Annotated in this window: 23 protein-coding genes; 10 read left to right on the forward strand and 13 right to left on the reverse strand. The window is 31.0% G+C overall.

The annotated features are described in order from the left end of the window. Nucleotides 1-23: 23 nt before the first annotated feature. The 4 genes from ABNT22_RS04285 to clpX all read left to right on the forward strand — a co-directional run bounded on the left by ABNT22_RS04285 (nt 24) and on the right by clpX (nt 3,918). On the forward strand, nt 24-371 hold the full coding sequence (locus tag ABNT22_RS04285; RefSeq protein ID WP_348714411.1) for a phage holin family protein: 348 nt from the start codon (nt 24-26) through the stop codon (nt 369-371). 142 nt (nt 372-513) lie between these two features. Further along, on the forward strand, nt 514-1,842 hold the full coding sequence (gene tig / locus ABNT22_RS04290) for a trigger factor (protein WP_348714412.1): 1,329 nt from the start codon (nt 514-516) through the stop codon (nt 1,840-1,842). Nucleotides 1,843-1,965: 123 nt separating this feature from the next. Further along, nucleotides 1,966-2,625: an ATP-dependent Clp endopeptidase proteolytic subunit ClpP gene (gene clpP / locus ABNT22_RS04295; RefSeq protein ID WP_299109077.1), complete on the forward strand. Its 660-nt coding sequence runs from the start codon at nt 1,966-1,968 to the stop codon at nt 2,623-2,625. 54 nt (nt 2,626-2,679) lie between these two features. After that, the gene (clpX, locus tag ABNT22_RS04300) at nt 2,680-3,918 is read left to right on the forward strand and encodes an ATP-dependent Clp protease ATP-binding subunit ClpX (RefSeq protein ID WP_348714414.1); all 1,239 of its coding nucleotides are present in this window, start codon (nt 2,680-2,682) and stop codon (nt 3,916-3,918) included. Between the two features lie 82 nt (nt 3,919-4,000). Here the strand turns inward: clpX and ABNT22_RS04305 are convergent, their stop codons facing one another. After that, entirely contained in the window at nt 4,001-5,341 is a 1,341-nt protein-coding gene (locus ABNT22_RS04305) for a hypothetical protein (RefSeq protein ID WP_348714417.1), read from the reverse strand. A gap of 131 nt (nt 5,342-5,472) precedes the next feature. Here ABNT22_RS04305 and dnaG point away from each other — a divergent pair, with 131 nt between their 5' ends. Continuing rightward, on the forward strand, nt 5,473-7,488 hold the full coding sequence (gene dnaG / locus ABNT22_RS04310) for a DNA primase (RefSeq protein ID WP_348714420.1): 2,016 nt from the start codon (nt 5,473-5,475) through the stop codon (nt 7,486-7,488). A 343-nt stretch (nt 7,489-7,831) separates the two neighbouring features. Here the strand turns inward: dnaG and nadE are convergent, their stop codons facing one another. Next, nucleotides 7,832-8,620 carry an NAD(+) synthase gene (gene nadE / locus ABNT22_RS04315; RefSeq protein ID WP_348714422.1) on the reverse strand — a complete coding sequence of 263 codons (789 nt, stop codon included), beginning with the start codon at nt 8,618-8,620 and terminating at the stop codon, nt 7,832-7,834. 59 nt (nt 8,621-8,679) lie between these two features. Between nadE and gldB the strand changes: the two genes are divergently transcribed. Next, entirely contained in the window at nt 8,680-9,636 is a 957-nt protein-coding gene (gene gldB, locus ABNT22_RS04320) for a gliding motility lipoprotein GldB (RefSeq protein ID WP_348714424.1), read from the forward strand. Then, complete coding sequence (gene gldC / locus ABNT22_RS04325) at nt 9,636-9,974, forward strand: gliding motility protein GldC (protein ID WP_348714426.1); 339 nt, start codon at nt 9,636-9,638, stop codon at nt 9,972-9,974. Before gldB ends, gldC begins: the two co-directional genes overlap by 1 nt. 46 nt (nt 9,975-10,020) lie before the next feature. Here the strand turns inward: gldC and folK are convergent, their stop codons facing one another. Further along, the gene (gene folK / locus ABNT22_RS04330; RefSeq protein ID WP_348714429.1) at nt 10,021-11,157 is read right to left on the reverse strand and encodes a 2-amino-4-hydroxy-6-hydroxymethyldihydropteridine diphosphokinase; all 1,137 of its coding nucleotides are present in this window, start codon (nt 11,155-11,157) and stop codon (nt 10,021-10,023) included. A 135-nt stretch (nt 11,158-11,292) separates the two neighbouring features. Between folK and ABNT22_RS04335 the strand changes: the two genes are divergently transcribed. After that, nucleotides 11,293-11,433, forward strand: coding sequence for a hypothetical protein (locus ABNT22_RS04335; RefSeq protein WP_348714430.1), 141 nt, complete (start codon nt 11,293-11,295; stop codon nt 11,431-11,433). A gap of 177 nt (nt 11,434-11,610) precedes the next feature. Here the strand turns inward: ABNT22_RS04335 and ABNT22_RS04340 are convergent, their stop codons facing one another. The 5 genes from ABNT22_RS04340 to ABNT22_RS04360 all read right to left on the reverse strand — a co-directional run bounded on the left by ABNT22_RS04340 (nt 11,611) and on the right by ABNT22_RS04360 (nt 19,022). Then, nucleotides 11,611-13,776: a polyribonucleotide nucleotidyltransferase gene (locus ABNT22_RS04340; RefSeq protein ID WP_348714431.1), complete on the reverse strand. Its 2,166-nt coding sequence runs from the start codon at nt 13,774-13,776 to the stop codon at nt 11,611-11,613. 182 nt (nt 13,777-13,958) lie between these two features. Then, nucleotides 13,959-14,228 (reverse strand): 30S ribosomal protein S15, encoded by a 270-nt coding sequence (gene rpsO / locus ABNT22_RS04345; RefSeq protein ID WP_299109057.1) that lies wholly within the window; start codon nt 14,226-14,228, stop codon nt 13,959-13,961. Between the two features lie 139 nt (nt 14,229-14,367). After that, nucleotides 14,368-15,225 (reverse strand): acetyl-CoA carboxylase, carboxyltransferase subunit beta, encoded by an 858-nt coding sequence (gene accD / locus ABNT22_RS04350; protein WP_348714433.1) that lies wholly within the window; start codon nt 15,223-15,225, stop codon nt 14,368-14,370. Between the two features lie 160 nt (nt 15,226-15,385). Continuing rightward, nucleotides 15,386-16,453 carry a class II fructose-bisphosphate aldolase gene (gene fbaA / locus ABNT22_RS04355; protein WP_348714435.1) on the reverse strand — a complete coding sequence of 356 codons (1,068 nt, stop codon included), beginning with the start codon at nt 16,451-16,453 and terminating at the stop codon, nt 15,386-15,388. 94 nt (nt 16,454-16,547) lie between these two features. Continuing rightward, nucleotides 16,548-19,022: a BamA/TamA family outer membrane protein gene (locus ABNT22_RS04360; RefSeq protein ID WP_348714436.1), complete on the reverse strand. Its 2,475-nt coding sequence runs from the start codon at nt 19,020-19,022 to the stop codon at nt 16,548-16,550. A gap of 71 nt (nt 19,023-19,093) precedes the next feature. Here ABNT22_RS04360 and ABNT22_RS04365 point away from each other — a divergent pair, with 71 nt between their 5' ends. Further along, nucleotides 19,094-19,825 (forward strand): RNA methyltransferase, encoded by a 732-nt coding sequence (locus ABNT22_RS04365; protein ID WP_348714437.1) that lies wholly within the window; start codon nt 19,094-19,096, stop codon nt 19,823-19,825. Here the strand turns inward: ABNT22_RS04365 and ABNT22_RS04370 are convergent. From ABNT22_RS04370 to ABNT22_RS04390, 5 genes are all read right to left on the reverse strand, one after another. Next, nucleotides 19,814-21,043, reverse strand: coding sequence for a radical SAM protein (locus ABNT22_RS04370; RefSeq protein ID WP_348714440.1), 1,230 nt, complete (start codon nt 21,041-21,043; stop codon nt 19,814-19,816). The genes ABNT22_RS04365 and ABNT22_RS04370 overlap by 12 nt on opposite strands. An 80-nt stretch (nt 21,044-21,123) precedes the next feature. Then, nucleotides 21,124-21,348, reverse strand: a complete 225-nt coding sequence (locus ABNT22_RS04375; RefSeq protein ID WP_348714442.1) for a hypothetical protein — start codon at nt 21,346-21,348, stop codon at nt 21,124-21,126. Nucleotides 21,349-21,711: 363 nt separating this feature from the next. After that, entirely contained in the window at nt 21,712-22,326 is a 615-nt protein-coding gene (locus ABNT22_RS04380) for a deoxynucleoside kinase (RefSeq protein ID WP_348714444.1), read from the reverse strand. A 91-nt stretch (nt 22,327-22,417) separates the two neighbouring features. Continuing rightward, nucleotides 22,418-23,098 (reverse strand): response regulator transcription factor, encoded by a 681-nt coding sequence (locus ABNT22_RS04385; protein ID WP_348714446.1) that lies wholly within the window; start codon nt 23,096-23,098, stop codon nt 22,418-22,420. Then, a complete protein-coding gene (locus tag ABNT22_RS04390; RefSeq protein ID WP_348714449.1) occupies nt 23,091-24,698 on the reverse strand; it encodes a HAMP domain-containing sensor histidine kinase in 1,608 nt (535 codons plus the stop codon). The genes ABNT22_RS04385 and ABNT22_RS04390 overlap by 8 nt, the downstream gene beginning before the upstream one ends. A gap of 122 nt (nt 24,699-24,820) precedes the next feature. Here ABNT22_RS04390 and ABNT22_RS04395 point away from each other — a divergent pair, with 122 nt between their 5' ends. After that, entirely contained in the window at nt 24,821-25,156 is a 336-nt protein-coding gene (locus tag ABNT22_RS04395) for a hypothetical protein (protein WP_348714452.1), read from the forward strand. Nucleotides 25,157-25,159: the final 3 nt, after the last annotated feature.

Raw genomic sequence — 25,159 nt, forward strand, 5'->3', positions numbered from 1 at the left:
GTAAGTAATAGAAAAAGAAATACATGAAAATATTTTTAAAGATTTTATTGACGGCTATAGCGGTAATTGTATTAGCAAACATTTTGCCTGGCATTGCAGTCACTAATTATGTAACAGCAGTAATCGTAGCGGTAACAATTGCTTTGTTAAATATGTTTGTACGCCCTTTGCTCGTGTTTTTTACATTACCAGCGACTATAGTTACCTTAGGGTTGTTTTTATTTGTGATTAATGCTATTATCGTGTTGTTAGCAGGCAAGTTAGTGACAGGGTTTGTGGTAAGCGGATTCTTTTCAGCACTTTTGTTTAGTGTATTATTGTCAGTATTCAGGTCTGTGTTATTTTCGTTGTTGAAAGAAGAAAAGAAATAGAATTAATTAATAATATAAGAATCAATAAATAAGGAAATTAGCCTAATTACCAAGAAAGAAGAATTCTTAAGGTTAAAAGTCTTGGTTATCAATAAGAAAAGTAGTAATTTTGCAGGCGATTTTTTAGAAACAGATTTTAAAGATGAATATAACAAAAGAAAACATAGATGCGTTAAACGCAGTTGTAAAAGTTGATATTGTTGCTGATGATTATCAAGATAAAGTAACAAAGGTTTTAAACGATTACCGTAAAACAGCAAACATTCCAGGATTTAGAAAAGGACATGTGCCAATGGGAATGGTAAAGAAGCAATATGGTAAAGCTGTAATGATTGATGAGGTTAATAAGCTTTTACAAGAGTCTTTAAACAAGTTCTTAGTTGAAGAGAAATTAGATATCTTAGGAAATCCATTACCAAGAGTACAAGATGATTTTAACTGGGATGCTGATAAATTTTCATTTGAATTCGAATTAGGTTTAGCACCAGAATTTGATGTTGATTTAAAATCTGATAAAGTAAAGCAATACAACATTGTAGCAACTGATGAGTTAATTGAAAAAGAAGTAGAAAACATTCAATCTCGTTATGGGAAAATGATTTCTAAAGAAGAAGCTACAGAAGAGGCTAACATTACTGGTACTTTTGTTAATGAAGAAAAAGAGATCAATAAGAAATCGACTATTTCTGTAAAAGATATTAAAGGTAAAACAAACTTAAAGAAGTTTGTAGGGTCTAAAGTAGGAGATGTTTTAGAATTAAAAACTAAAAACTTATTCGAAGATGAGCACAAGTTACAGCATGCTTTAGGTGTGTCTCAAGATGATGCTCAGGGATTAGAAGTTCCTGTAACTTTTACTATCGAAGAAATTAACGAAACTGAATTAGCAGAGTTAGATCAAGAGTTATTTGATAAGTTGTTTGCTGACGGAAGTGTAAAAACTGTGACTGATTTAAAAGACAAAATCAAAGAAGACGCAGAAAGACAATTCCAACAACAAGCAGACCAACAATTATTAAATGCTGTAACTGAGAGTTTAGTAGAGAATACTAAATTTGATTTACCAAAAGAATTCTTACAAAAGTGGTTACAAACTGCTGGAGAAAAAGAATTAACAATTGATGAGGCAGCTGCTGAATATGAAAAGTCTGAAAAAGGATTACGTTATCAATTAATCGAAGGAAAGATTATGAAAGATAATGATATCAAGTTAGACTATGCTGAATTAGTAGATTATGCAAAAGGATTTATCCGTGCACAAATGGCTCAGTTTGGAAACATGAATCCAGAAGAAAAAGAGTTAGATGATATCGCAGGAAGAATCTTACAAAATCAAGATGAAGCTCAAAAGTTACAAACGCAATTAATTAGTCAAAAATTATTGGCTTTTTATAAAGAAAACATGAAGTTTGATACGAAAGAAGTTTCTTACGAAGATTTCATAAAAGAAGTGTATAACGTAGAGAAATAATTTACGGAAAACCATAATATAAACCTGAACGAAAGTTCAGGTTTTTTTGGCAGTCAACTGAAACAAAATAATATTGAAATTGTTCTTATATTTACATTTCATAAATCAGAAAAACATTTTATAATGGATTACGGAAAAGAATTCGAAAAGTACGCTACAAAACATCATGGAATTAGTAGTACTTACTATAATAAAATCACTAGTAGTTTAACCCCATATATCATGGAAGAGCGTCAGCTAAACATTACGCAAATGGATGTTTTCTCTCGTTTAATGATGGATCGTATCATCTTCTTAGGTACTGGTATTAACGATCAAGTTGCCAATGTAATTCAAGCACAGTTATTGTTTTTAGAAAGTGTAGATGCTTCTAAAGATATTTCAATCTATATTAACTCGCCAGGAGGAGGTGTATATGCAGGTTTAGGTATTTACGATACCATGCAATTTATTAAACCAGATGTAGCCACTATATGTACAGGTATGGCAGCTTCAATGGGAGCTGTATTAATGTGTGCAGGAACTAAAGGAAAGCGTTCTGCATTACCGCACTCTCGTATTATGATTCACCAACCATTAGGAGGAGCTCAAGGACAAGCTTCAGATATGGAAATTACTGTAAAAGAAATAGGAAAGTTAAAAACAGAATTATACAATATTATTTCTAAGCACTCTGGACAGCCTTTCGACAAAGTTCATGAAGATTCTGATAGAGATTATTGGATGAAAGCAGATGAAGCTAAGGCGTACGGAATGGTAGATGAAATTTTAAGTAGAAAATAAGATTTAATATTATTGACTTTTAGAAATGAGTCAATAGTTTAGAAAGCAAGAATAATGTCGAAAGAAGAAAACTTACAATGTTCGTTTTGTGGTCGTAAAAAACCAGAAACAGATTTATTAATAGCAGGTTTAGATGCTCATATTTGTGATAAATGTATAGAGCAAGCTCATGGTATTGTAGAGGAGGAGATTGCAGAAGCAAAAACTAGTGATTTGTCAAGCGATTTAATCTTAAAAAAGCCGAAAGAAATTAAAGCTTTTTTAGATGAATATATTATTGGGCAAAACCAAACCAAAAAAGCAATGTCTGTTGCTGTTTACAATCACTACAAAAGGTTATTGCAAACCAAAGATGATGAAAATGAGGTAGAGATAGAAAAGTCGAATATTGTTTTAGTAGGAGAAACAGGAACAGGGAAAACATTAGTGGCAAGAACAATTGCAAGAATGTTAAATGTACCCTTTTCTATTGTTGATGCTACGGTTTTAACGCAAGCAGGTTATGTTGGAGAAGATGTAGAGAGTATTTTAAGTAGGTTGTTACAAGCTGCAGATTATGATGTAGAAAAAGCAGAAAGGGGAATTGTATTTATTGATGAAATAGATAAAATTGCTCGTAAAGGAGATAACCCATCAATAACAAGAGATGTATCTGGAGAAGGAGTGCAACAAGCACTTTTAAAATTGTTAGAGGGAGCGGTAGTAAATGTAGCTCCTAAAGGAGGGCGTAAGCATCCAGAACAAAAGTTTATTGAAGTAAATACTAAAGATATTTTATTTATTGCAGGAGGAGCTTTCTCGGGGATTGATAAGATTATTAGTAACCGATTAAATATGCAAGCAGTTGGGTATAGTGCATCGGTTGAAGAAGATAAAATTGATCAAGAAAACTTATTGCAATACATTATTCCTTCTGACTTAAAGAGTTTTGGTTTAATACCTGAGATTATTGGTAGATTACCAGTGTTAAGTTATATGAATCCTTTAGACGCAAAAACGTTAAGAGCTATTTTAACAGAGCCTAAGAATTCTATAATTAAACAATATACAAAGCTGTTTACTATGGATGATGTGGATTTTTCAATGACAGAGGAAGCATTACAATTTATAGTAGATAAAGCTGTAGAGTATAAATTAGGAGCGCGTGGTTTACGTTCGTTGTGTGAGGCCATCTTAACAGATGCAATGTTCGAGTTGCCAAGTAGTGAAGATAAGGAGTTTGTTGTAGATAAAGAATATGCTGAGAATAAGTTAACAAAGACAGCTTTAACAAAACTGAAAGCAGCTTCTTAAGAGTAAAAAAATTAGATTTATACATAAAAAAATACCTTAGATTATCTAAGGTGTTTTTTTATTCTTAATGTTATAATATTTATTACATTTTAAGAGTACTTCTTTTACGAATCCATTCATTAAGTTGTGTTGGAGTGATATTATACTTTTTCTGAATTTGTACTTTAATTGTTTTAAAGTGGTCTGAATTCAAGACTAAGTTTTCATATTCGTTTACTACAGATTTTTTAAACTTTTCGTAATGACTAGCAGCATTTTCAATAGGAATTTCTTTTTTTGCTTTAAGAGCGCTATTACCCAATAACTCAATCCATTTATTAAAATCACTTCCTTTGATACCGTATTTTTTCTGTATTTCTTCTTTTTTACTTTGCAAATACGTCTCATTTAAAACTAACCTTTCATATTCTTCCACAGTTGATTTTTTAAACTTAGAATGAAAAATAGAAGAGTTTTTTTCTGGATTTATCGCATTATTTGTTTTATTCAAATTGGCATACTTGGTAATCCACTCATCTAATTTACTAGGAGCAATGTCGTATTTTTGTTGTAAAATAATCTTTTTGCTCTCTAAGTAATCAGGAGACAATGCTAATTTATCGTACTCTGCAACAACTGATTTTTGGAACTTTTCATAATAATTTGCAGTCGATTCAGTAGCAGGTGTTGCCGTAGTTTTTGCGGTAACTTTTGTTGAAGGAACGTTTTGAGTCTTCGTTTGTGGAGTGCTTACAGAATCATCAGCTTTTACAGTTTCTATAGGTAACCTCTTTACAATTGTATTCCCCGTACTTTCCTTAAATTTTGCATTACCGTCTTTATACCATCCCTCAGATAACCTATCATACACTTCTTTGTCAATGAGAATATTTCCCATTCTATTGCTGCTTGCGTCAAGATTTTTCATGGCTGTACAACCAGTTATGTCTAGAGTTTCTAAATAGTTATTGTTACAGTACAAATCTCTTAATACAGGCTTGTTTCCAAGTTTTAGAGAGGTTAACTTATTATAATCACAACTAATTGAAAATAATTCAGGACTGTTACTTAAGTCTAAAGTTTCAATTTTATTATCACTACAATTTAAAAAAGTAAGTTTGGTACTTTTTGTAAGATTGATTTTTCTAATTGCATTACCGCTACAATCTAGACGGGTTAAATTAGGGAAGTGTTCAATACCAGTTAAATCTTTTATCTTAGAATTAACATTTGGTAATTTTTTATTATCAACAGCATTGTTGATATTCAAGTTTACGATGTACTTTACATCACTAACTAAAATATCGCCCGTTAAACCATTTGAGTCGAAGTTTAAGGCAATCAAAGCTTCTTCTAAACCAATATCAGGAATTTTAATAGTTTCTTGCGCAGATAAGCTTAACGATAATAGAGAGGTTAATGTTACTAAAGTGAAAAATTTCATATATAAGGGAATTTGTGCCAAATTTATATATTTATATGTTTTTACCAAATAACGTATGTTATATAATTCTAAAATGTGTTTTTGCTAGCAAATTCAAAGTAGTACCTTTGTCAGCCAAATTTTAATTGTAGATGATAACCCAACAGACCATAGATAAAGTTTTTGAAGCTTCTCGAGTAGAAGAGGTGATTGGTGAATTTGTACAATTAAAAAAAGCTGGAAGTAATTTTAAGGGATTGAGTCCTTTTACAGATGAAAAAACGCCTTCTTTTGTAGTTTCTCCAGTAAAGCAAATTTGGAAAGATTTTAGTACAGGAAAAGGAGGGAATGCAATTTCATTTTTGATGGAGCATGAGCACTTTTCTTATCCAGAAGCAATTCGATGGCTAGCAAAGAAATACAATATTGAAATAGAAGAAACCGAGCAGTCAGATGAGCAAAAGGAGCAAATGAATGAGAGAGAGAGTATGTTTTTGGTGTCTAAATTTGCCAAAGACTATTTTCATGATGTATTATTAAATACCCAACAAGGAAGAGCTATTGGGTTGTCTTATTTTAAAGAGCGTGGATTTCGAGAAGAAACCATAGAGAAGTTTGATTTAGGATATTGTAAAGATGAGTGGGATAATTTTACAAATGCAGCTCTAAAGAAGGGATATGATTTAAAGTATTTAAAAGCTACAGGATTAACCATTGTAAAAGAAGGTGGGGCAGAAGTAAAGAAGTTCGATCGATTTAAAGGAAGAGTGATGTTTCCAATTCACTCAATGTCTGGAAGAATACTTGGTTTTGGAGGGCGTATTTTAACTAACGATAAAAAAGCGGCAAAATATTTAAACTCTCCAGAGAGTGATATTTACCATAAAAGTAAAATACTTTACGGATTATACCAAGCTAAAAAGGATATTGCTAAACAAGATAATTGCTTTTTAGTAGAAGGTTATACAGATGTTATTTCTTTTCATCAATCAGGAATAGAGAATGTAGTCGCTTCTTCAGGAACCGCATTAACTCCTGATCAAATACGATTAGTTAATCGTTTAACAAAGAATATTACCGTACTGTTTGATGGTGATGCAGCCGGAATTAGAGCTTCTTTAAGAGGAATTGATTTAATACTGGAGCAAGGAATGAATGTTAGGGTAGTAACTTTTCCTGAAGGAGAAGATCCTGATAGTTTTGCCAAAGCTCATTCAACTGCTGAGTTAAAACAGTATTTAGAAGACAAATCGCAAGATTTTATAGAGTTTAAAGTGTCTTTGTTAATGAAAGATGCTAAGAATGATCCTGTTAAAAAAGCGGGCTTAATTAGAGATATTGTAACGAGTATTTCGAAAATTCCTGATGGAATTCAACGTGAAGTATATGTACAAGAATGTGCTCGAATTATGGATATTTCTGAGCAAGTTTTGTTTAGTGAATTGGCCCAACTAATTAGTAAAGGAAATACCAAAAAGCAAACAAGTACTTTTAATCAGCAAAACTCAGGAGCAGATACTCAAGTAGCTTCTGGAGGAAATCAATCGGGATCGAGAGGGATGGCTTTAGTAAAAAATCAAAAGCAAGGACCTCCAAAAGTTGATTCTTTGTTTCTTTTAGAAAAAGAAATTATTAGAATTTTACTGTTGTACGGAAACGAAGAAATAGATTTTATTGATTGGATTGAAATTGAAGGCAAAAATGGTAGGATAGAATTGGAAAAGGAAATTTATACTAATCAAATTTCCAAAGAGCTTTATTTGAATTTACAGGAAGATGAAATAGAGTTTACCAATGAAGTTTTTAAGAAAATCTACTTTGAATTAATTCATCAATTAAATCAGCAAGAAAAAATAGCGATAGATAAATTAATTACTCATGTTGATAATGAAGTTGCAAATATGGTGACTACTATTTTAATGGATGAAGAAAAGTATTTTTTAAGTGATTGGTCAAGAAAAGAAGTAACCGTAACTGAGACGGTAAAGATTCTTCCTAAATTAGTGACAGATGCTATTTTAAACTTACGACGTGTTTTAATAGAGAAGAAAATAGTTGGAATTTTAGAAGATGTAAAAACCAATAATTCGTTACCTGATTTAGAAGAAATATCGAACTATACTAATTTAAAAAGACGAATTTTTGAAAAATTGAATCGTGTGATTTAATTTTTAAAATCTACAAATAATATAAAGGGTTTAACCCTGTGAAAAGTACTATTTTTTTAAGCTAGAAAGCAACAGGTTTTTAAGGGTAAATAACATAATTTAAGGTGTTTATGGAACATGTTTTCATATTAAGAAAAGGTAAAATATTATACTTTTTTAATATGTTTTGTGACTTTTTCGTAATTTAGGGGTCGAAAAGAACAAGAAAGACTATTAAATTATGAGAAAATTGCTGCAAATTTTGGAGCTGATCAAACTACTTATTTTGTTACCTTTTGAGATAACAAACGGGCAAAAAAAACACGCCTATCAAAAGATAAAGCGTGCTATGATGTCGGTTAATTTACTTTAACTCTTTAGGTATTTCACATACAGGTATAGGAATCATTTTATGTTGATTTATTCGGTTTAAACGGGTGTATATTTTATATACTTCTAGTTTACGACCTTCAAAATCTTTGGTAGTTTTACCTTGGTCTTGCATTTGCATTGCCCACTCTAATTCATCGTAAGAAGCGCCTATTTGATCTTCATCCGTTCTGCTATCACCAAACAAACCATCTGTTGGTTGCGCTTGTTGAATGGATTGAGGAACTTCTAAATATTTAGCAATGTCATATACTTCAGATTTTACCAAATCTGCAATAGGACTTAAATCTACACCACCATCACCATATTTAGTAAAAAACCCTACGCCAAAATCTTCTACTTTATTACCTGTTCCTGCTACTAACAAACCTTTTAAGCCAGCAAAATAGTATAATGTTGTCATGCGTAAGCGAGCACGAGTATTGGCTAAAGCTAAGTCTACTTTAGGTGATGATTCTACATTAGGTACTACCACCTTAAAATCTTCAAATGTACTAGTTAAGTTTACTTCAACTTCCTCTACATTACTAAAACGTTCTTTTAATTGTTTAATATGTTCATTAGCTCTATTAACTTGACTTTCTGCTTGATGAATTGGTAATTCAACACATAAGGTTGGTAATCCTGTTTTAGCACAAAGGGTTGAGGTAACGGCTGAGTCTATTCCTCCAGAAACACCAACTACAAATCCATTGACTTTTGCGTTTTCAGCATAGTCTTTTAACCATTTTACAATATGTTCTACTACTTTTGGTGTATTCATTTTAAACTAATTTAATAATTTAGACGTTTTTAATTTATTAGGCTAATATACTAAAGAATATGCGAAAAATTTTGTGGAGTTTTTTACTCCTTACACTACTTGTTTCATGCAAAGAAGAAGATAAAAAGAAGGTAGATGTTTCAAATATAGCAGTAGAAACAAAGGTGGCTAGATTTGAAGTAGATTTTTATAATGCTTCAGAAAAAACACTTCCTGAGTTAAAAAGTAAATACCCTTTGTTTTTTCCTCATGATGTTGATAGTGTTTGGGTGAACAAGATTAAAAATGCGGATGAGCAAGAGTTGTTTAAAGAAACTCAAAAGATCTATAGAGATATTTCTTCTTTAGAGAAACAGTTAAATATATTATTTAGACATATAAAGTATTACAATCCTAACTTTAAAGAGCCCGTTGTAATTACTACATTATCTAATATAGATTATAATAATAGAGTAATTTATATAGGTGATTATTTGACAATTTCTTTAGATGTGTATTTAGGAAAGGAACATGAGTTTTATGGTGATTATCCGTTGTATGTTAAAACTAACAATACTAAAGAGCATATTATTGTAGACGTTGCTAATGCAATTATTGAAAAGCAAATCAAACCGAATTCAAAAAGAACATTCATTGAAAAAATGATTGCTGAAGGGAAGAAAATGTACGTGCTAGATATGTATTTACCTAATGAAAGTGATCGTGAAAAAATAGGGTATGCAGAGAATAAATATCATTGGATTTTGGAAAATGAAGAAGGTGTTTGGCGTTATTTTATTGAGAAAGATTTATTGTACAGTACCGATTCTAAATTGAATAAACGTTTTTTAGATATAGCCCCATTTTCTAAGTTTTATTTAGAAAGTGATAGTGAAACACCTGGTAGGGTAGGTGTGTGGATGGGATGGCAAATTGTACGTGCTTTTATGAAGAATAATGATGTATCTTTGCATGAATTAATGCAGTTGAATGCAGAAGAAATTTTTAAAAAATCTAAATATAAACCAAGAAAGTAATGGCAATTGTACATGAGTCTGAAATAAAATTTAAAGTAGGATTAGACGAAAATAGAGTACCAGAAACAATTTCATGGGATGCTGAAGATGGAGGGATAGCAGATGCTGCTTCTAAAGCAATTATGTTATCTGTGTGGGATCACAAACAAAAGGATACATTACGTATGGATTTGTGGACTAAAGACATGCCAGTTGATGAAATGAAGCAATTTTTTCATCAAACATTAGTCTCTATGGCAAATACTTTTGAAAGAGCTACAGATGATCAAAAAATGAGCGCTACCATGCGTGATTTTTGTGATTATTTTGCTGAAAAACTAGAGCTTGTAAAGAAGTAATTTTTTCGAAAATAGAATAAAAAAAGCCTGCATTTGCAGGCTTTTTTTATATCGTTGAAGAGTGGTTGTTAATTTTATCTATAATAAATCGATAATCTTGTGGGTTATTTACAAAATCTAATTCAGATACGTCAATAATTAAAATATTTAGATTTTGTTGTGTTTTGATAAAGTTACTATATCCATCATGAATCTTTTGTAAGTAACTAGCTTCAATATTCTGTTCGTAATCACGACCACGTTTTTTAATGTTCTGTAATAACCTTTCAGTATTTTGATACAGATATACGTATAAATCAGGTTTAGTTATTTCCTTATACATTAAATCGAACATTTTTCTATAAAGTGCATATTCATCTGCCTGTAATGTTACTTGAGCAAAAATGAGAGATTTAAAAATATAATAGTCAGAAACAATAAAGTTTTTGAATAAGTCAAATTGTGCCAAATCATCTGATAATTGTTGGTAACGATCTGCTAAAAAACTCATTTCTAAAGGAAAAGCATATCGTTCATTATCATCATAAAATTTTGGTAAAAAAGGGTTGTCAGCAAATCGCTCTAACACAATTTTAGCATTAAAATCATCAGAAAGCATATTAGCCAAAGAAGTCTTTCCTGCACCAATATTTCCTTCTATAGCGATGTAATTGTATTTTTCTGAAATAGGAACTGGTCTTATCAACGCTTCATTAGTTTTTAGTATCTCAGAAGTGTCATCACAATTTTCAAGGCAAATAAACAAATGCTTTTTCTTAATAGGGTGCATTATGTTTCTGGCAATCTCAACCAATGGAACGAGAACAAACTTACGTTCTAACATTTTAGGATGCGGAACGATTAAGTTTTTCGAAAAAATAATTTCATCATCAAAAAGTAGGATGTCAATATCAATACTTCTATCAGAATAACCATCTTCTTCCGTTCTTGTTCTTCCCAATTCCTGTTCAATTGATAACAAGGTGTTTATCAAAGTTTCAGGAGGTAAATAAGTAGATACTTTAATACATGTGTTGTAAAAATCATCACTATCAAATCCCCAAGAAGCTGTTTTGTAAACTGAGGCAATTTGTTGAATTATTCCAACTTTTTCTGCAATTAAATGTATAGCGTCTTGCAGGTTTTTAAGTTTGTTACCCTGGTTTGTTCCTAACGATAAGTATGTGATGCGTTGTATCTTCATATTAGAGAATGCAAAGAAAAGTAAAACTCCAAAAACTTTTAGGGTAAAACTAAACTTAATTTTTACTTTTTATTAAAATGAAGATTCTGGTGGGATTTTTATGGTTTAAGTTGTTATACTTAAAAGGGAACGCTTATGAAACAATTATATACTATTGTAGAAACTTTGAAATTGTTGAAACTGCTACTTCTATTACCATTTAGATTGGCAAATGGAAGTAAAAAACACCTGTATAGAGAAATAAAAAAGCAAATAGTTGTTTTAGGTTTACTTTAATGAAATAAAAAGTAGGGTAAACCGTAATTGGTTTGTTATAGTTGTGAATTTCTTGAAATTAAAGAGAGTTTTTTAATCATTTTTGGGGAATTATGTTTTAAAAGATAAAATTTTCTTTAACTAACTAAGAGAGATTAGGGTAAAAAAAAAGCAGCCAAACTAGGCTGCTTTTTCTATTTATGCTTCTTTGTTTTCTTGCGGTTTAGGCTTTTTATCTTGTCTTGGTGGACGAGGTAATAAAGCTTTTCTAGAAACCTTTTCTTTACGTGTCTTCGGATCCACTCCAAAGTACTTCACGTCGATTATGTCTCCCATTTTAACAACATCAGTAACATTGTTAGTACGTTCCCATGCTAATTCAGAGATGTGTAATAAAACTTCGTTTCCTGGAGCTTCGGTGTACTCAACAACAGCACCGAAATCTAAGATTTTTACAACTTTAGTTTCATATACACTTCCTTTTTCTGGTTTAAAAGTAATTGCTTGAATTCTAGCTAATACTTTATCTATTCCTTCTTGATTTGTTCCTAAAATTTCAACGATACCTTCTTCTGTAGCTTCATCTTCATTAATTACAATAGTGGTTTCTGTTTCCTTTTGTAACTCTTGGATGTGCTTACCTCCAGGTCCAATCATAGCTCCAATATACTCTCCTGCAATACGTACAGTAACCATTTTAGGAGCATGTGCTTTAACGTCTTTATTTGGAGTATCAATTGTGTCTGTTAATTTTTCTAAGATGTGTAAACGACCATCACGAGCTTGTTTTAATGCTTTTACTAAGATTTCATAAGATAGTCCTTTGATCTTAATATCCATTTGACAAGCAGTAATACCATCTGCAGTACCAGTAACTTTAAAGTCCATATCTCCTAAATGATCTTCATCACCTAAAATATCAGATAATACAGCATAACGTTCACCATCAGAAATTAATCCCATTGCAATACCAGAAACTGGCTTCTTCATTTGTACACCAGCATCCATTAATGCCATTGTACCAGAACAAACTGTTGCCATTGAAGAAGAACCATTAGATTCTAATACTTCAGAAACAACACGAACTGTGTATGGACAATCGTCAGGAATCATTCCTTTTAAAGCTCTTTGAGCTAAATTTCCGTGTCCTATTTCACGACGAGAAGTACCTCTTAAAGGACGTGCCTCACCCGTTGAAAATGGAGGGAAGTTATAGTGTAAGTAAAAGCGCTCTTCATCTTGAATTGTTGGAGAATCAAGCATGTTAGCATCTCTAGAAGTACCTAAAGTAACTGTAGCTAAGGCTTGTGTTTCTCCTCTTGTAAAGATTGAAGATCCATGAGTACGTGGTAAATAATCTACCTCACACCAAATAGGTCTAATATCTGTAGTTTTACGTCCATCTAAACGTAATCCTTCATTTAATGTTAAATCTCTTACAGCTGCTTTGTGAGTTTTACCAAAATATTTACCTACTAAATCTCCGAATTCTTCTAATTCTTCTTCAGTAAACATTTCCATTACTTCATCTTTTACTTCCGAAAAAGCTAAACCTCTTTCTTGTTTAGAAGTTCCTTTTTTAGCGATGTCGTAACATTTTTGATATGCAGCATCGTGAATTTTTTGAGCTAACTCTTCGTTAGTTTCCTCTGTTTCATATTCACGAATTTCTTTTTTACCAAACGCTTCTGCTAAAGCAACTTGAGCATCACACTGGGCTTTAATAGCTTCGTGTGCTACTTTAATAGCATCAGCCATTTCTTCTTCAGAAACTTCATCCATTTCCCCTTCTACCATTGCAACAAAATCTTTAGAAGCTCCAACCATAAGGTCCATATCTGCTTCTGCTAATTGCTTGTAACTTGGGTTAACAATGAATTCTCCATTAACTCTAGCTACTCTTACTTCAGAAATAGCAGCTTCAAATGGAATATCTGATAATTGAATTGCTGCAGACGCTGCTAAACCAGCTAATGCATCTGGCATAACTTCTGGGTCATGAGACATTAATTGAATCATAACTTGAGTTTCTGCGTGATAATCTTTTGGAAACAAAGGACGCAATACACGGTCTACTAAACGCATCGTTAAAATCTCTTCGTTTGAAGGACGTGCCTCACGCTTCATAAAACCTCCTGGGTAACGACCAGCGGCAGCAAATTTTTCTCTATAATCTACTGTTAAAGGTAAAAAGTCGATACCTGGGTTTGCAGTTCTTGCTGATACTACGGTAGCAAGTAACATAGTGTCCCCCATTTTTACAACAACTGAACCATCAGCTTGCTTTGCTAATTTTCCTGTTTCTAATGTGATGGTTCTTCCATCTCCCAAATCAATTGTTTGGGTAAATACTTGTGGAATCATACAATGTTTTTCTAAAATTTTTAATTTGTTTTCTGAGTTGTTGTTGTTTGTTGTTCCAATGGAATGCCAAATAATGACGGATGTTACTTTTGACTCTTCACTATGTGAGTTTTCGAAGTCTAAACTACGAAATTTTTGATAAAAAAAAAGAGGCAGGTTGATACCGCCTCTTTTTGTAAGGATTATTTTCTAATTCCTAATTCTTTGATAATCGCACGATATCTGTTGATATCTGTTTTCTTTAAGTAATCTAATAAACTTCTACGCTTACCTACCATCTTTACTAATGAACGCTCAGTGTTATAATCTTTACGATTTCTTTTTAAGTGTTCAGTTAAGTGGTTGATTCTAAATGTGAACAAAGCGATTTGTCCTTCTGCAGTACCGGTATCGTTGTTTCCTTTACCGTGTTTTGCGAAAATTTCTTGTTTAACTTCTTTTGTTAAATACATGCCAATATTATTTAAATGATTTTTATGTATATCAATGATTTTTTCATTGAAGTTGCAAATGTACAATTATTTTTTTGATTTGAATACTCTTTTATATTCATTATATAAAGAAAAAGCCTGCATTTCGCAGGCTTCTCATTTATGCTCTAACAGGCAAGTTTTGTATTAAATCGATATACAAGTTAACCTGTTTTTTTAAGTCTTTTCTTTCGTAGATTCCATCTAAAAATCCATGTTCTAATAAAAATTCCGAACGTTGGAATCCTTCTGGTAAGTCTTTACCAGTTGTATCTTTTACAACACGAGGTCCTGCGAATGCTATCAAAGCATTAGGTTCTGCAATATTAATATCTCCTAACATAGCAAAAGAAGCCGTTGTACCTCCAGTAGTTGGATCTGTACATAAAGAGATGTATGGAATTTTTGCGTCTGCCAATTGTGCTAATTTAGCAGAGGTTTTTGCTAACTGCATTAATGATAAAGAAGCTTCCATCATACGAGCCCCTCCTGATTTAGAAATCATTAAGAAGGGAAGTTTGTTTTTAATTGAATAATCAATTGCACGTGCAATTTTTTCTCCAACAACACTTCCCATAGAACCTCCAATAAAAGCAAAATCCATAGAAGCAATAACAATATCTTTACCTATAGATTTACCCACAGCAGTTCTAACAGCATCTTTTAATCCTGTTTTTTTCTGTACTTGTTTTAATCTATCTGGATATTTTTTAGTGTCCTCAAATTTTAAAGGGTCTTTAGACTGCATTTTAGCATTTAACTCCTCAAACTCATTGTTGTCAAAGAATAACTCGAAGTATTCATTACTACCTATACGTACATGGTATCCATCTTCTGGACTAACATATAAGTTTTTCTTTAATTCATCTGTATCTATTATTTTTCCACTTGGGGTTTTATACCACAAGCCTTTTGGAGTATCTTTCTTTTCTTCTGTAGGGGTTTGAATCCCTTTATCTTTACGTTTAAACCAAGCCATAGTTTAGTCTGTATTATTGTTGTTTGTTCAGATAACTCTCTAGTTTTTAAAAAAGAGTTGGCTACAAATGTAAAAGTTTTTTGTGAACTTTAGTTTTTTCGGTCATAAAAAAAGCATCTATAGTTTATATAGATGCTTTAATGTGTTGATTTTTTGAAGATTAAAGTGTGTTTACGTTGTTTAAATCTTCAAAAGCTTTTTTCAAACGAGTTTTAAATGTTTGTTCCCCTTCACGTAACCATTTACGAGGGTCATAATATTTTTTATTTGGTACATCATCTCCTTCAGGGTTTCCAATTTGTGTAGCTAAATAATCTTTTTTAGCTCCCATATAATCACGAACTCCTTCTGTAAATGCAAATTGTAAATCAGTATCAATGTTCATTTTTATCACTCCGTAATCGATCGCTTCTCTAATTTCTTCTAAGGTAGAACCAGAACCTCCGTGAAATACAAAGTCAATAGTATTATGAGGAACATTGTATTTTTCAGAAATAAATTCTTGAGAGTTCTTTAAGATTTTCGGAGTTAATTTTACATTTCCTGGTTTGTATACACCATGTACATTTCCAAAGGCAGCTGCTACTGTAAATTGATCACTAACTTTCATTAGTTCTTCGTATGCATAGGCTACTTCCTCTGGTTGTGTGTATAATTTAGATACGTCAACATCAGAATTATCAACTCCATCTTCTTCACCTCCTGTAATACCTAATTCAATTTCTAAAGTCATTCCCATTTTACTCATACGAGCTAAATATTCTTTACAAATTTCAATGTTTTCTTCTAATGGTTCTTCACTTAAATCAATCATGTGAGAACTATATAGTGGCTTACCAGTTTCAGCAAAATGTTTTTCACTAGCATCTAATAAACCATCAATCCAAGGCAACAACTTTTTAGCAGCATGATCGGTATGTAAAATAACAGGTACACCATATGCTTCTGCCATTAAATGTACGTGTTTAGCTCCTGCCACAGCGCCAGCAATTGCAGCTTTTTGATCTTCATTAGATAATCCTTTCCCTGCATTGAATTGTGCTCCTCCATTAGAAAATTGAATAATAACAGGTGAGTTTAATTCTTTGGCAGCTTCTAGAACTGTATTAATCGTATTTGATCCAACTACATTTACTGCTGGTAAAGCAAATTTCTTTTCTTTAGCCAGTTTAAAAATTTCTTGAACCTCTTTTCCAGTGGCAACACCAGCTTTTATATTATGAGCCATTTTACTAGTTTTTTAGTTGTATTATTTGAACACCTCAAATGTAAATAATTTTAAACTTATCTGGCTAAAAAATAACGATAACGTTTTAGGAGGATTAAAAAGGATAGTTGATACCAATGTTGTATACCGCATTGGAAAAGTTGAAATTTTGAAACCATTTATTACCTGCTAGATACGGTTCTCTAACTTTAAACCCTAGGTCTAAACGAGCAATTAAAAAACTAAAATCATAGCGTAGCCCAAAACCTGAACCTACAGCCATATGTTCTAATGATTTTATTCCACTAAATTTAGCTTCATCGGCCGTAAAAGAAGAGTTGGTAATGTCCCAAATATTACCTGCATCTACAAATAATGCTCCTTTGGCACTACCAAACAAATCGAAGCGGTATTCAAAACTCGATAAAAACTTTAAACTTCCAATATTATATTCTAACCCTCTTGGAGTGGCTCCAGGTCCTAAGTCATAGGTTCTCCAAGCTCTAATATCATTGGAACCTCCAGCAAAATAACTTCTAGAAAAAGGAATGTCCGATTTATCATAAGTAATAATAGCTCCTAAGAATGTTCTATGAGCAAGTACTGAGTTGCTTCCAAGACTCCAATACTTTTTATACTCTAAATCTGCTTTAAAATATTGGGCTATTGGAATTTTAAAAACGGTCTTGTTCCCGTTACTGTTAGTGGTGTTCGATAATAATCCCATAATATTTCCAGAGTTGGTAATTTTAGCTCTGAAATAAGAGAAACTAGCATCTTTTGTGTTTTCTTGATTATTGTAGGTGTAAGTATAAGCGATTTCTGGTATTAAGAAATCTGAGGTAATTATTTGATATCTATTTGTAATGTTTAAAAGAGCTGCAATATCTTCATTATTTAGGGCTCCTGAATTGTTAAATATTTGATTAGCATAATTTGTTATTTGGTTGAAATTACCAGCTACGTTTTGAGGAGGGGTAACACCAGGAATAGCTTTTTGACCAATGATAACAAGCTTTTGATATTCTGAATTATATACATTAAAGTAATTACTTACATTTAAGTTTCTGATATATTGTGTGTTTAAAATATCTAATTGTATAGATTTTCTAGGGTTGTATTTCCAATTGTAATTTAAACCAACGGTTATATTTTGTTTATCAAGACCGATGTTTCTTTGCAAATTAATACCAGCAAAAATGTTGGTTTTTGGAAACATTCTTTTAGGAACTAATTTATTTAATCCGAAAGGAGCAATAAAACGTGGAATTTCTAGGGAAATATCTGTTCCAATTTCCCATCCCGGTCCGTTATTCGAGTTAAAGTAAGATCCAGAAGCTGATATTCTAAATAATTCAGCTCCTTTGAAAGTGTTTCGATTAGTTAATGAAAACTTAGCAGAAATATCAAAATTACGAATATTAGAACGAGATAGTTCAGATTCTAAACCTAGCGTATATTTTTCAATAGGAGTTAAAAAAACATTGGCTTCCAATTCCTTTTCATTCAATTCATTGAATTGAATGGAAGTCGATTTAAAGTTTTTTAAGCTTCGTAAATGCGTAATGGTTAAACTTCTTAGAGAATCACTGTAAATAGCATTAGGTTTTATAAATAGTGATTGACTTAGATATTTGGGATTGTATTTTAATTTACCGTGTGCTCGGAAGTTGACACCATTGTAATAAACCGAATCTTTATAAGGATCATTTCTTTTATTATAAGAGTAATCAGTTAAGACGTTAATTTTTTTAATTCTTTGAATATAATAGGGGCGTGTGGTATATTGTCCATTTTCTTCAACAACTCTATCGCTAATTTCAAAGTCTACATTGGTTTTAGTACCTGCTGTATCTATTTCGTAAAATCCAATACTTGTATTTTTATCAAAATGATAAATACCGTTGTTTCTAAATAACTTGGTAACTCTGTTAGCTTCTTTTATAAAATTACCATCGTTGTATTGATCTCCCGTATGTAAAAAGCTTTTTTGTTTATTAGCGTTGTATATAGAATCTAATACCGGAGATTTAATATTAAGGTTAATGGTGTCAAGAAACAATGCATCTCCTTTGTCTATGTAATAAGATACGGCACCTTTTTTTAAGCCTATAGAATCTCTTTTAGAGGTAACTTTGGCTTTAAAATAACCAATGTTTTCGAAATAGGTTTTTAAATTTTTTCTTGTTTTTACAATTTTAGAATCATTAATGATCACTGGAGCTTGTCCACTATTTAAAAACCAACTATTAAGCCCTATAAAGGTTCTCGCAACAGAAATACTTTGTTTTTCTGAAAATGTGTTTTTGAAAAAATTATATGTTTTAAGATGTTTTTTCCCCCATTCACTTGGTGTTTTTGGTCCTTTAGGGTTTCCTAAATTATAGAAGTAAAGAGATAGGGGTAGTCCAATTGCTTTAGCATTAGGGCGTTGTAGTAAAAGTTCATCGATATTAGAATCGGAACTTTTAACACTGTCTACATAAACTCTGTTTTTCGTGAGCAATTGTTGGTTTTCCTGTACGTGTTTTATTGTGCTACATGAGCTAATAAGTACTAAAAACAAAAAAAAGAAAGAAAGTTTTTTCATTAACTTTACGCCTCGCTTAAAACACCAAAAATAGTGTTTTTTAGTTGTTTTAATTTGTTAAAAATAATTTAATGAGTTTATCCAAAAATACACTTAAACTTATAACAAGTTTATCTCAAAAAAAGTATAGACAAAAGCATAATTTGTTTATTGCTGAAGGAATCAAGGTAGTAAATGAATTTTTAAAAGCTTCCTTTCAGGTAAAATATTTGTTTACAACAGATGTTTCTTTATTTGAAGGAGAAGAAAGTATTGAGATTTCTGAGCAAGAGTTAAAGAAAATTAGCAAGTTAAAATCCCCAAACAAAGTGGTAGGAGTTTTCGAAATTCCGAAAGAAAAAGAAATAAACCTAGAAAACTTCACTTTAGTTTTAGATGATATAAATGATCCGGGGAATCTTGGAACTATTATACGATTGTGTGATTGGTTTGGAATTACACAATTGGTGTGTTCTCAAAATACGGTAGACTGTTTTAATTTTAAGGTTGTGCAAGCAACAATGGGGTCACTAACTCGTGTGAAAATTATCTATACAGATATTTTGACATTTTTATCAGAAACATCATTGCCAACATATACGGCAGATATGGAAGGAGAGAATGTATACCATACTAGTTTACCAGAAAATGCAGTGTTAGTTATGGGGAATGAAGCCAATGGGATATCAAAAGAAGTAAATGAGATTATTCAAAAAAAGATTACAATTCCTAGATTTGGTATAATTAAGCAAACAGAAAGCTTAAATGTAGCGACAGCAACAGCAATACTATTGAGTGAATTTAAAAGAGGATTAGACAGCTAGAGATGTTTGTGTCGCAAAAGCTTCTAAAGTTACTTCGTATAAACTATTGGTGTTATCTAAAGTAGATAAATAATTTTTAATTTCAATAGGGTCTATGGCTTCTATATTTTCTTTTTCATGAAGTTCGGGGTAACAAGAAATAAAGAACTTTTGAATATGAGCAATGAGTTTTATAAGGTCATTGCAATAAACAGAAGCATTGTTAAATCCTTTCTCTTTGCTGTAACGATGCACCAATCTCCCTCCTTTGCAGATTTCATTTAATGGACATTCTAAACATTGATTACAGAGTTTGGTATTAAAATCGTTAAAGTATAAATTACCAAGTGGAGTCTCCTGAATATCATCGAAACTATGATTGTTAATGTTTAACCCTGTTTTGGTAAAACCATTTCCACATGCTTTTAAAGAATCTATAGCTTCAATTTCACCGTTTGTTTCTATGACCAATACAGTTGACTCGTTTTTTGCGTTGTCATTTACCCTCATTAAAGAGTTTAATAATCCTAAAAACAAAGGGATTTTAAATCTATTAGTATCTTGAATCCATATATTAAATAAGTCAATTAACCAATCCGCCATCAAAGTTTTGTTCGGATCAAAAGGATAATTATCATGGGTGTAATCTGGAATTAGAAAGTTAACATAACTCACATCCATTTTTTTGAAACTATTGTAAATGTCTATGGGAGTTTCTTCAATATTAATAACACAAGCAATATCAGCAAAGTTCATTTCATTTTTTAATAACTGAACGTTTTTAAAAATACTATCATAGCTACCCTTTCCTTTATGATCTACACGGTACATGTCATGTGCTTTTTTGGTACCGTCAACACTAATGCTGGGTGATATGTTAAGTTCTTTAAAGAGGTTAGCCCATTCTTTGTTCAATAAAACCCCATTAGTTTGTAAATCGAATTGAAAATCAACATCTGGAAATTCCTGTTGTATAATCTTTACTTTTTGGATGAATTCAATGTAAAATTCTTTAGGAGCCAATAAAGGTTCCCCACCATGAAATATGAATGAGAATTCCTTTTTGTTATACTTTTTTACATAGTTTTTTGTTTTCTCTATAATGTGATTTACTGTTTCTGAAGACATAAACTTTGGTTGTTTTTTATAAGTGGTATCTCCTAGATTATACATAAAGCAGTATGAACAGTTTAGATTACATCTACTGGCTATTTTTATGGCTAAAGAGTTAAAGTTCATAGAGAAAATTTAATAGATTAGAAGAAAGGAAATTGTAGTTTTCTACAATTTCCTATTAAACTTTTGTTCAAAGGGGGTAATTATCCTTTGATAAAATCATGTTGTGCTTCAAGACGAGAAACACATCTGTTTAAAGTATCACTCCATACCATTCCGTTTGGGCATTTTTTACCTCCACCACTAGTTGGGTAATAAATTTCTTCTTGTTCTACTGGAATTGCTCCTCCTCTAATAAGGCTTAAATCGTTAATTTGTTGATTTGAAAATTTGTCTAATCCTTTTGATAAAAAAAATGATTTTTTCATTGTCTTGTAAATTTTGGTTAATTGCTTACTCTAAGTATTTAGTTAAGTTTTAAAAATTACATTTTCAGCTTCCTGTAATTTGTGAATAGAGTATATAACTACTACTATTTTTTAAATTTGAATTCCTACAAATATTGAAGGTTTTTAAGAAAAAAAAAGAAGCAAATTGGGATGATTTATAAAAAAAGGGAGCACAATTTTTAAATTGTTACGCCTTAATATATCTCAATATATTCTAAATAATTCTTTTTGAAGTGATTGAAAATGAGTTAGTAAAGGAAAGAGGTAATTATGAGTATATAATAAATAAGAAAGCCATGTATTTGAATACATGGCTTTAAAATAAGTTTATGAAATAAAGGATTAAAATAACCCATTTATCTGTGCATCAATTCTGTCTATAATATAACCTAAGTCCTCTTGATTTTCAACAAAATCAAGATTGTCAACATCAATAATTAATAATTTACCTTTTGTGTACTTACTAATCCATGCCTCATATCTCTCATTTAGCCTACTTAAATAGTCAATGCTAATTGAGTTTTCATAATCTCTTCCTCGTTTATGAATTTGTCCTACTAACGTAGAAATATCTGCACGTAAATAAATCAATAAATCTGGAGGTGTTACTAAGTTTTCCATCAATTCAAATAAAGATGCATAATTGCTGTAATCTCTATTAGTCATTAATCCCATGGCATGTAGATTTGGAGCAAAGATATGTGCATCCTCATAAATGGTTCTATCTTGAATGATTTTCTTTCCAGATTTACGTAGCTCTAAAACTTGACGGAAACGACTATTTAAGAAATATACTTGAAGGTTAAAAGACCAACGTTCCATTTCTGCATAAAAATCGTCTAAATAAGGATTTTCGTCTACTGATTCAAAATGAGGTTCCCAATTATAATGCTTTGCCAATAATTTAGTTAAAGTCGTTTTACCAGCTCCGATATTTCCTGCTATTGCTACGTGCATAGTTATTTGTAATAAATAGATTTTTTGTTTTCTTGAAGTTCCCTTTTAAAGAGTTGGTAAAATTACATAAAAAATGGAACTAGAAAAGATTTTAACAAATCAATTTATATCCATAACCTCGAACATTTATAATTTGAATGTTTTCGTCTTGTTTTAATTTTTTTCTAAGCTTAGAAATAAACACATCCATACTTCTTGCATTGAAAAAATCATCATCTCCCCATAATTTATTTAAAATGAAAGTTCGATCTAAAACTTCATTCTTTTTTTCGGTTAGATGCAATAAAAGTTCTGCTTCTTTATGGGTTAAAGTTTGCTTTTCGTTGTTAAATGCTAAGGTTTGCTTGGTATGGTTAAAAACATAGTTTCCTATCGAAATGTTTTCAACATCGGTTTTTAAGTTAACTCTGTTTAATAAAGCATGAATTCTTACGATTAATTCTTCCATTGAGAAAGGTTTTTTTAGGTAATCGTTTCCTCCATGTTCAAAACCTTCAACGACATCTTTAGTTTGAGATTTTGCTGTTAAGAATATAATAGGAATGTGTTTGTTCTCCTGTCTAATTTCTTTAGCCAAGGTAAGCCCATCTTTTTTAGGCATCATAACATCTAATACCAAAACATCAGGTTTGTTATTTTGATAAGTCGAATAAGCTTCCTCTCCATTTAAAGCATGTAATACTTCAAAGTCTCTTGTCTCTAAACTCTCTTTTACAATTTGTCCTAAACTAGGTTCATCTTCAGCTAATAAAACTTTGATTGATTTATTCATGATTTAAAACAATTTTAAAAACAGTATTGTTGGGTTTAGAGGTTAAACTAATAATACCGTTATGTTTTTCAATAATTTTTTTAGTGTAATATAATCCTATACCGAAACCTTTCACATCATGAGTGTTTCCTTTTGGAATCCTGTAAAACTTATCAAAGATTTTATCTTGTTGATTTTTTTCAATTCCAGGTCCATTATCGGCAATGGTTACTTCGAGTGTGTTTAATATTTGTTGTAAATGAATTTCAATAGCATTACCCCCATATTTTATAGCATTGTCTATTAAGTTAGAAATGGCATTTTCAAAATGAAAAACATCAATGGTTGTTTCAATAGTATTCTTATTTGAAGAAAAAGCAATAGTCTTATTTGAGGTTGTAAATTGATGTTTTTTAACCAAAGCTTCAATCAATTCAACCATATTAATTGGCTCTTTCTTTAAGAGTAGTTTTTCACTGTCTAACGTAGCGGTTTCTAATAGTTTTTCAACCATTAAATGTAGTTTTTCTATTTGAACAGACGATATAGAAATGTATTTTTTTGTTTTCTCTTTATCGTCAATAGCATTAAAGTTATTAATAGCTTCTAAAGCCGTAGAAACTGTTGTTATTGGAGTTTTGAACTCGTGTGTGATATTACTTATTAAATCATTTTTAATTTCAGCTAGTTCCTTTTGTTGATTAATTATTTTGAGCAAGTAAAACAAACTTGAAATTACAGCTAACGATAAAATTAAAGATAATAGGATTCCTGTAATACTCCTCTTTAAAGCTTCGCGAGTAGGATTTGTATACTCAATTTGAATGCGTTCATCTTCTTTTAAAAAAACAGGAGAAGCATCACTTTCTAACAAGAAAATATTGTTGTGAATATTTTTTGAAGTATTAAAAATAGTATCATGTTTAAAATGGTTTAAGTTAAAACTGGTATTAATATTTTTAGTTAGAAGTTTACTTTTAAAAATAGAATCGAGTTCATTTAACTTTAGTGAATCATTTTGAATTGATATCACAATTGTTTTTAAATTTTTTAAAAGTTGCAAACTATCAGAGGCTTTCTTACCTCTAAAAACCTGTACTTCTTCAATGGTATTTGGAGCAGTATAATGAACCCCTGTTTTTCCATCTTTGTTAAATTGAGTTATTTGCTTAACCTTAAATTCAGATTTTAGAGTGTCTGTTTTTTGAAGTCTAGTTTCGGTATCAATAATAATTTGTTTGAAAAAAGAAGAGTCTAATTTTTTGTACTCTTTTTCGCTATCTGTACTAAAACTAAAAGAAGTTATTTTAAAAGAAGGGTCTTTAAAAAGTGAATCACTTTTTTTGTTTTTAGGAATTGGAAAAACTGTTTTTAAAAGTTGGCTTTTCTTTTCTATTCCGGCTTTTGAAAGGCTGTCTTTTTCTACTATAGTAAAATAGTCTTTAGAAATATTAGTGAAATACATTTCTACAGCATCATCTAAACTTTGTTGAATCTCATTGATAACACGTTGTTTGTTTTGTTGATAGTTTTTTAAGTTCCAATAGGCTTGAATACCTATAGTAGCTACTATAGTTATACTTATCAAATAAAGAATCCAGCGGTTTTTCTTTGTATTCATACTTCAAAAGTAAGCACTTAAGTTGGTTTTTAAAAAGCGCTTAACACTCGTTAACACTCGTTAACTGAAAAGAAGAATAATGCGTTTCATATTTGTGGTGTGAAAATTAATAAACTAATCATATGAAAAAAATCTTATTAAGCGCGATGTTGTTTACTGCAACAATTTCATTTGCGCAAGAAGTAGCAAAAGCAGAATTTAAAGAAAGTAAAATTACTTCATTGGTTTATACCGTTGATTCTTTAGAAGAATTGAAAACAATTGACTGGAAAGACGTAAAAGAGATTTTTAAAGACAGTAAAGATTCAATTCAGCTTGGATTTAGGGTGAAGAATGGAAAGTCGGAAGTGAACAAATTAAAATATAAACACAGTTTTGAAATCAAGTCTATGCCAAAAGATATAGATGGAAGTATAGATATAGCAAAACGATTAATTAAAGTACTCGAAGAAATTTAAATT

The organism is Tenacibaculum sp. 190130A14a (genome assembly GCF_964048965.1).
Lineage (GTDB): Bacteria > Bacteroidota > Bacteroidia > Flavobacteriales > Flavobacteriaceae > Polaribacter > Polaribacter polynesiense.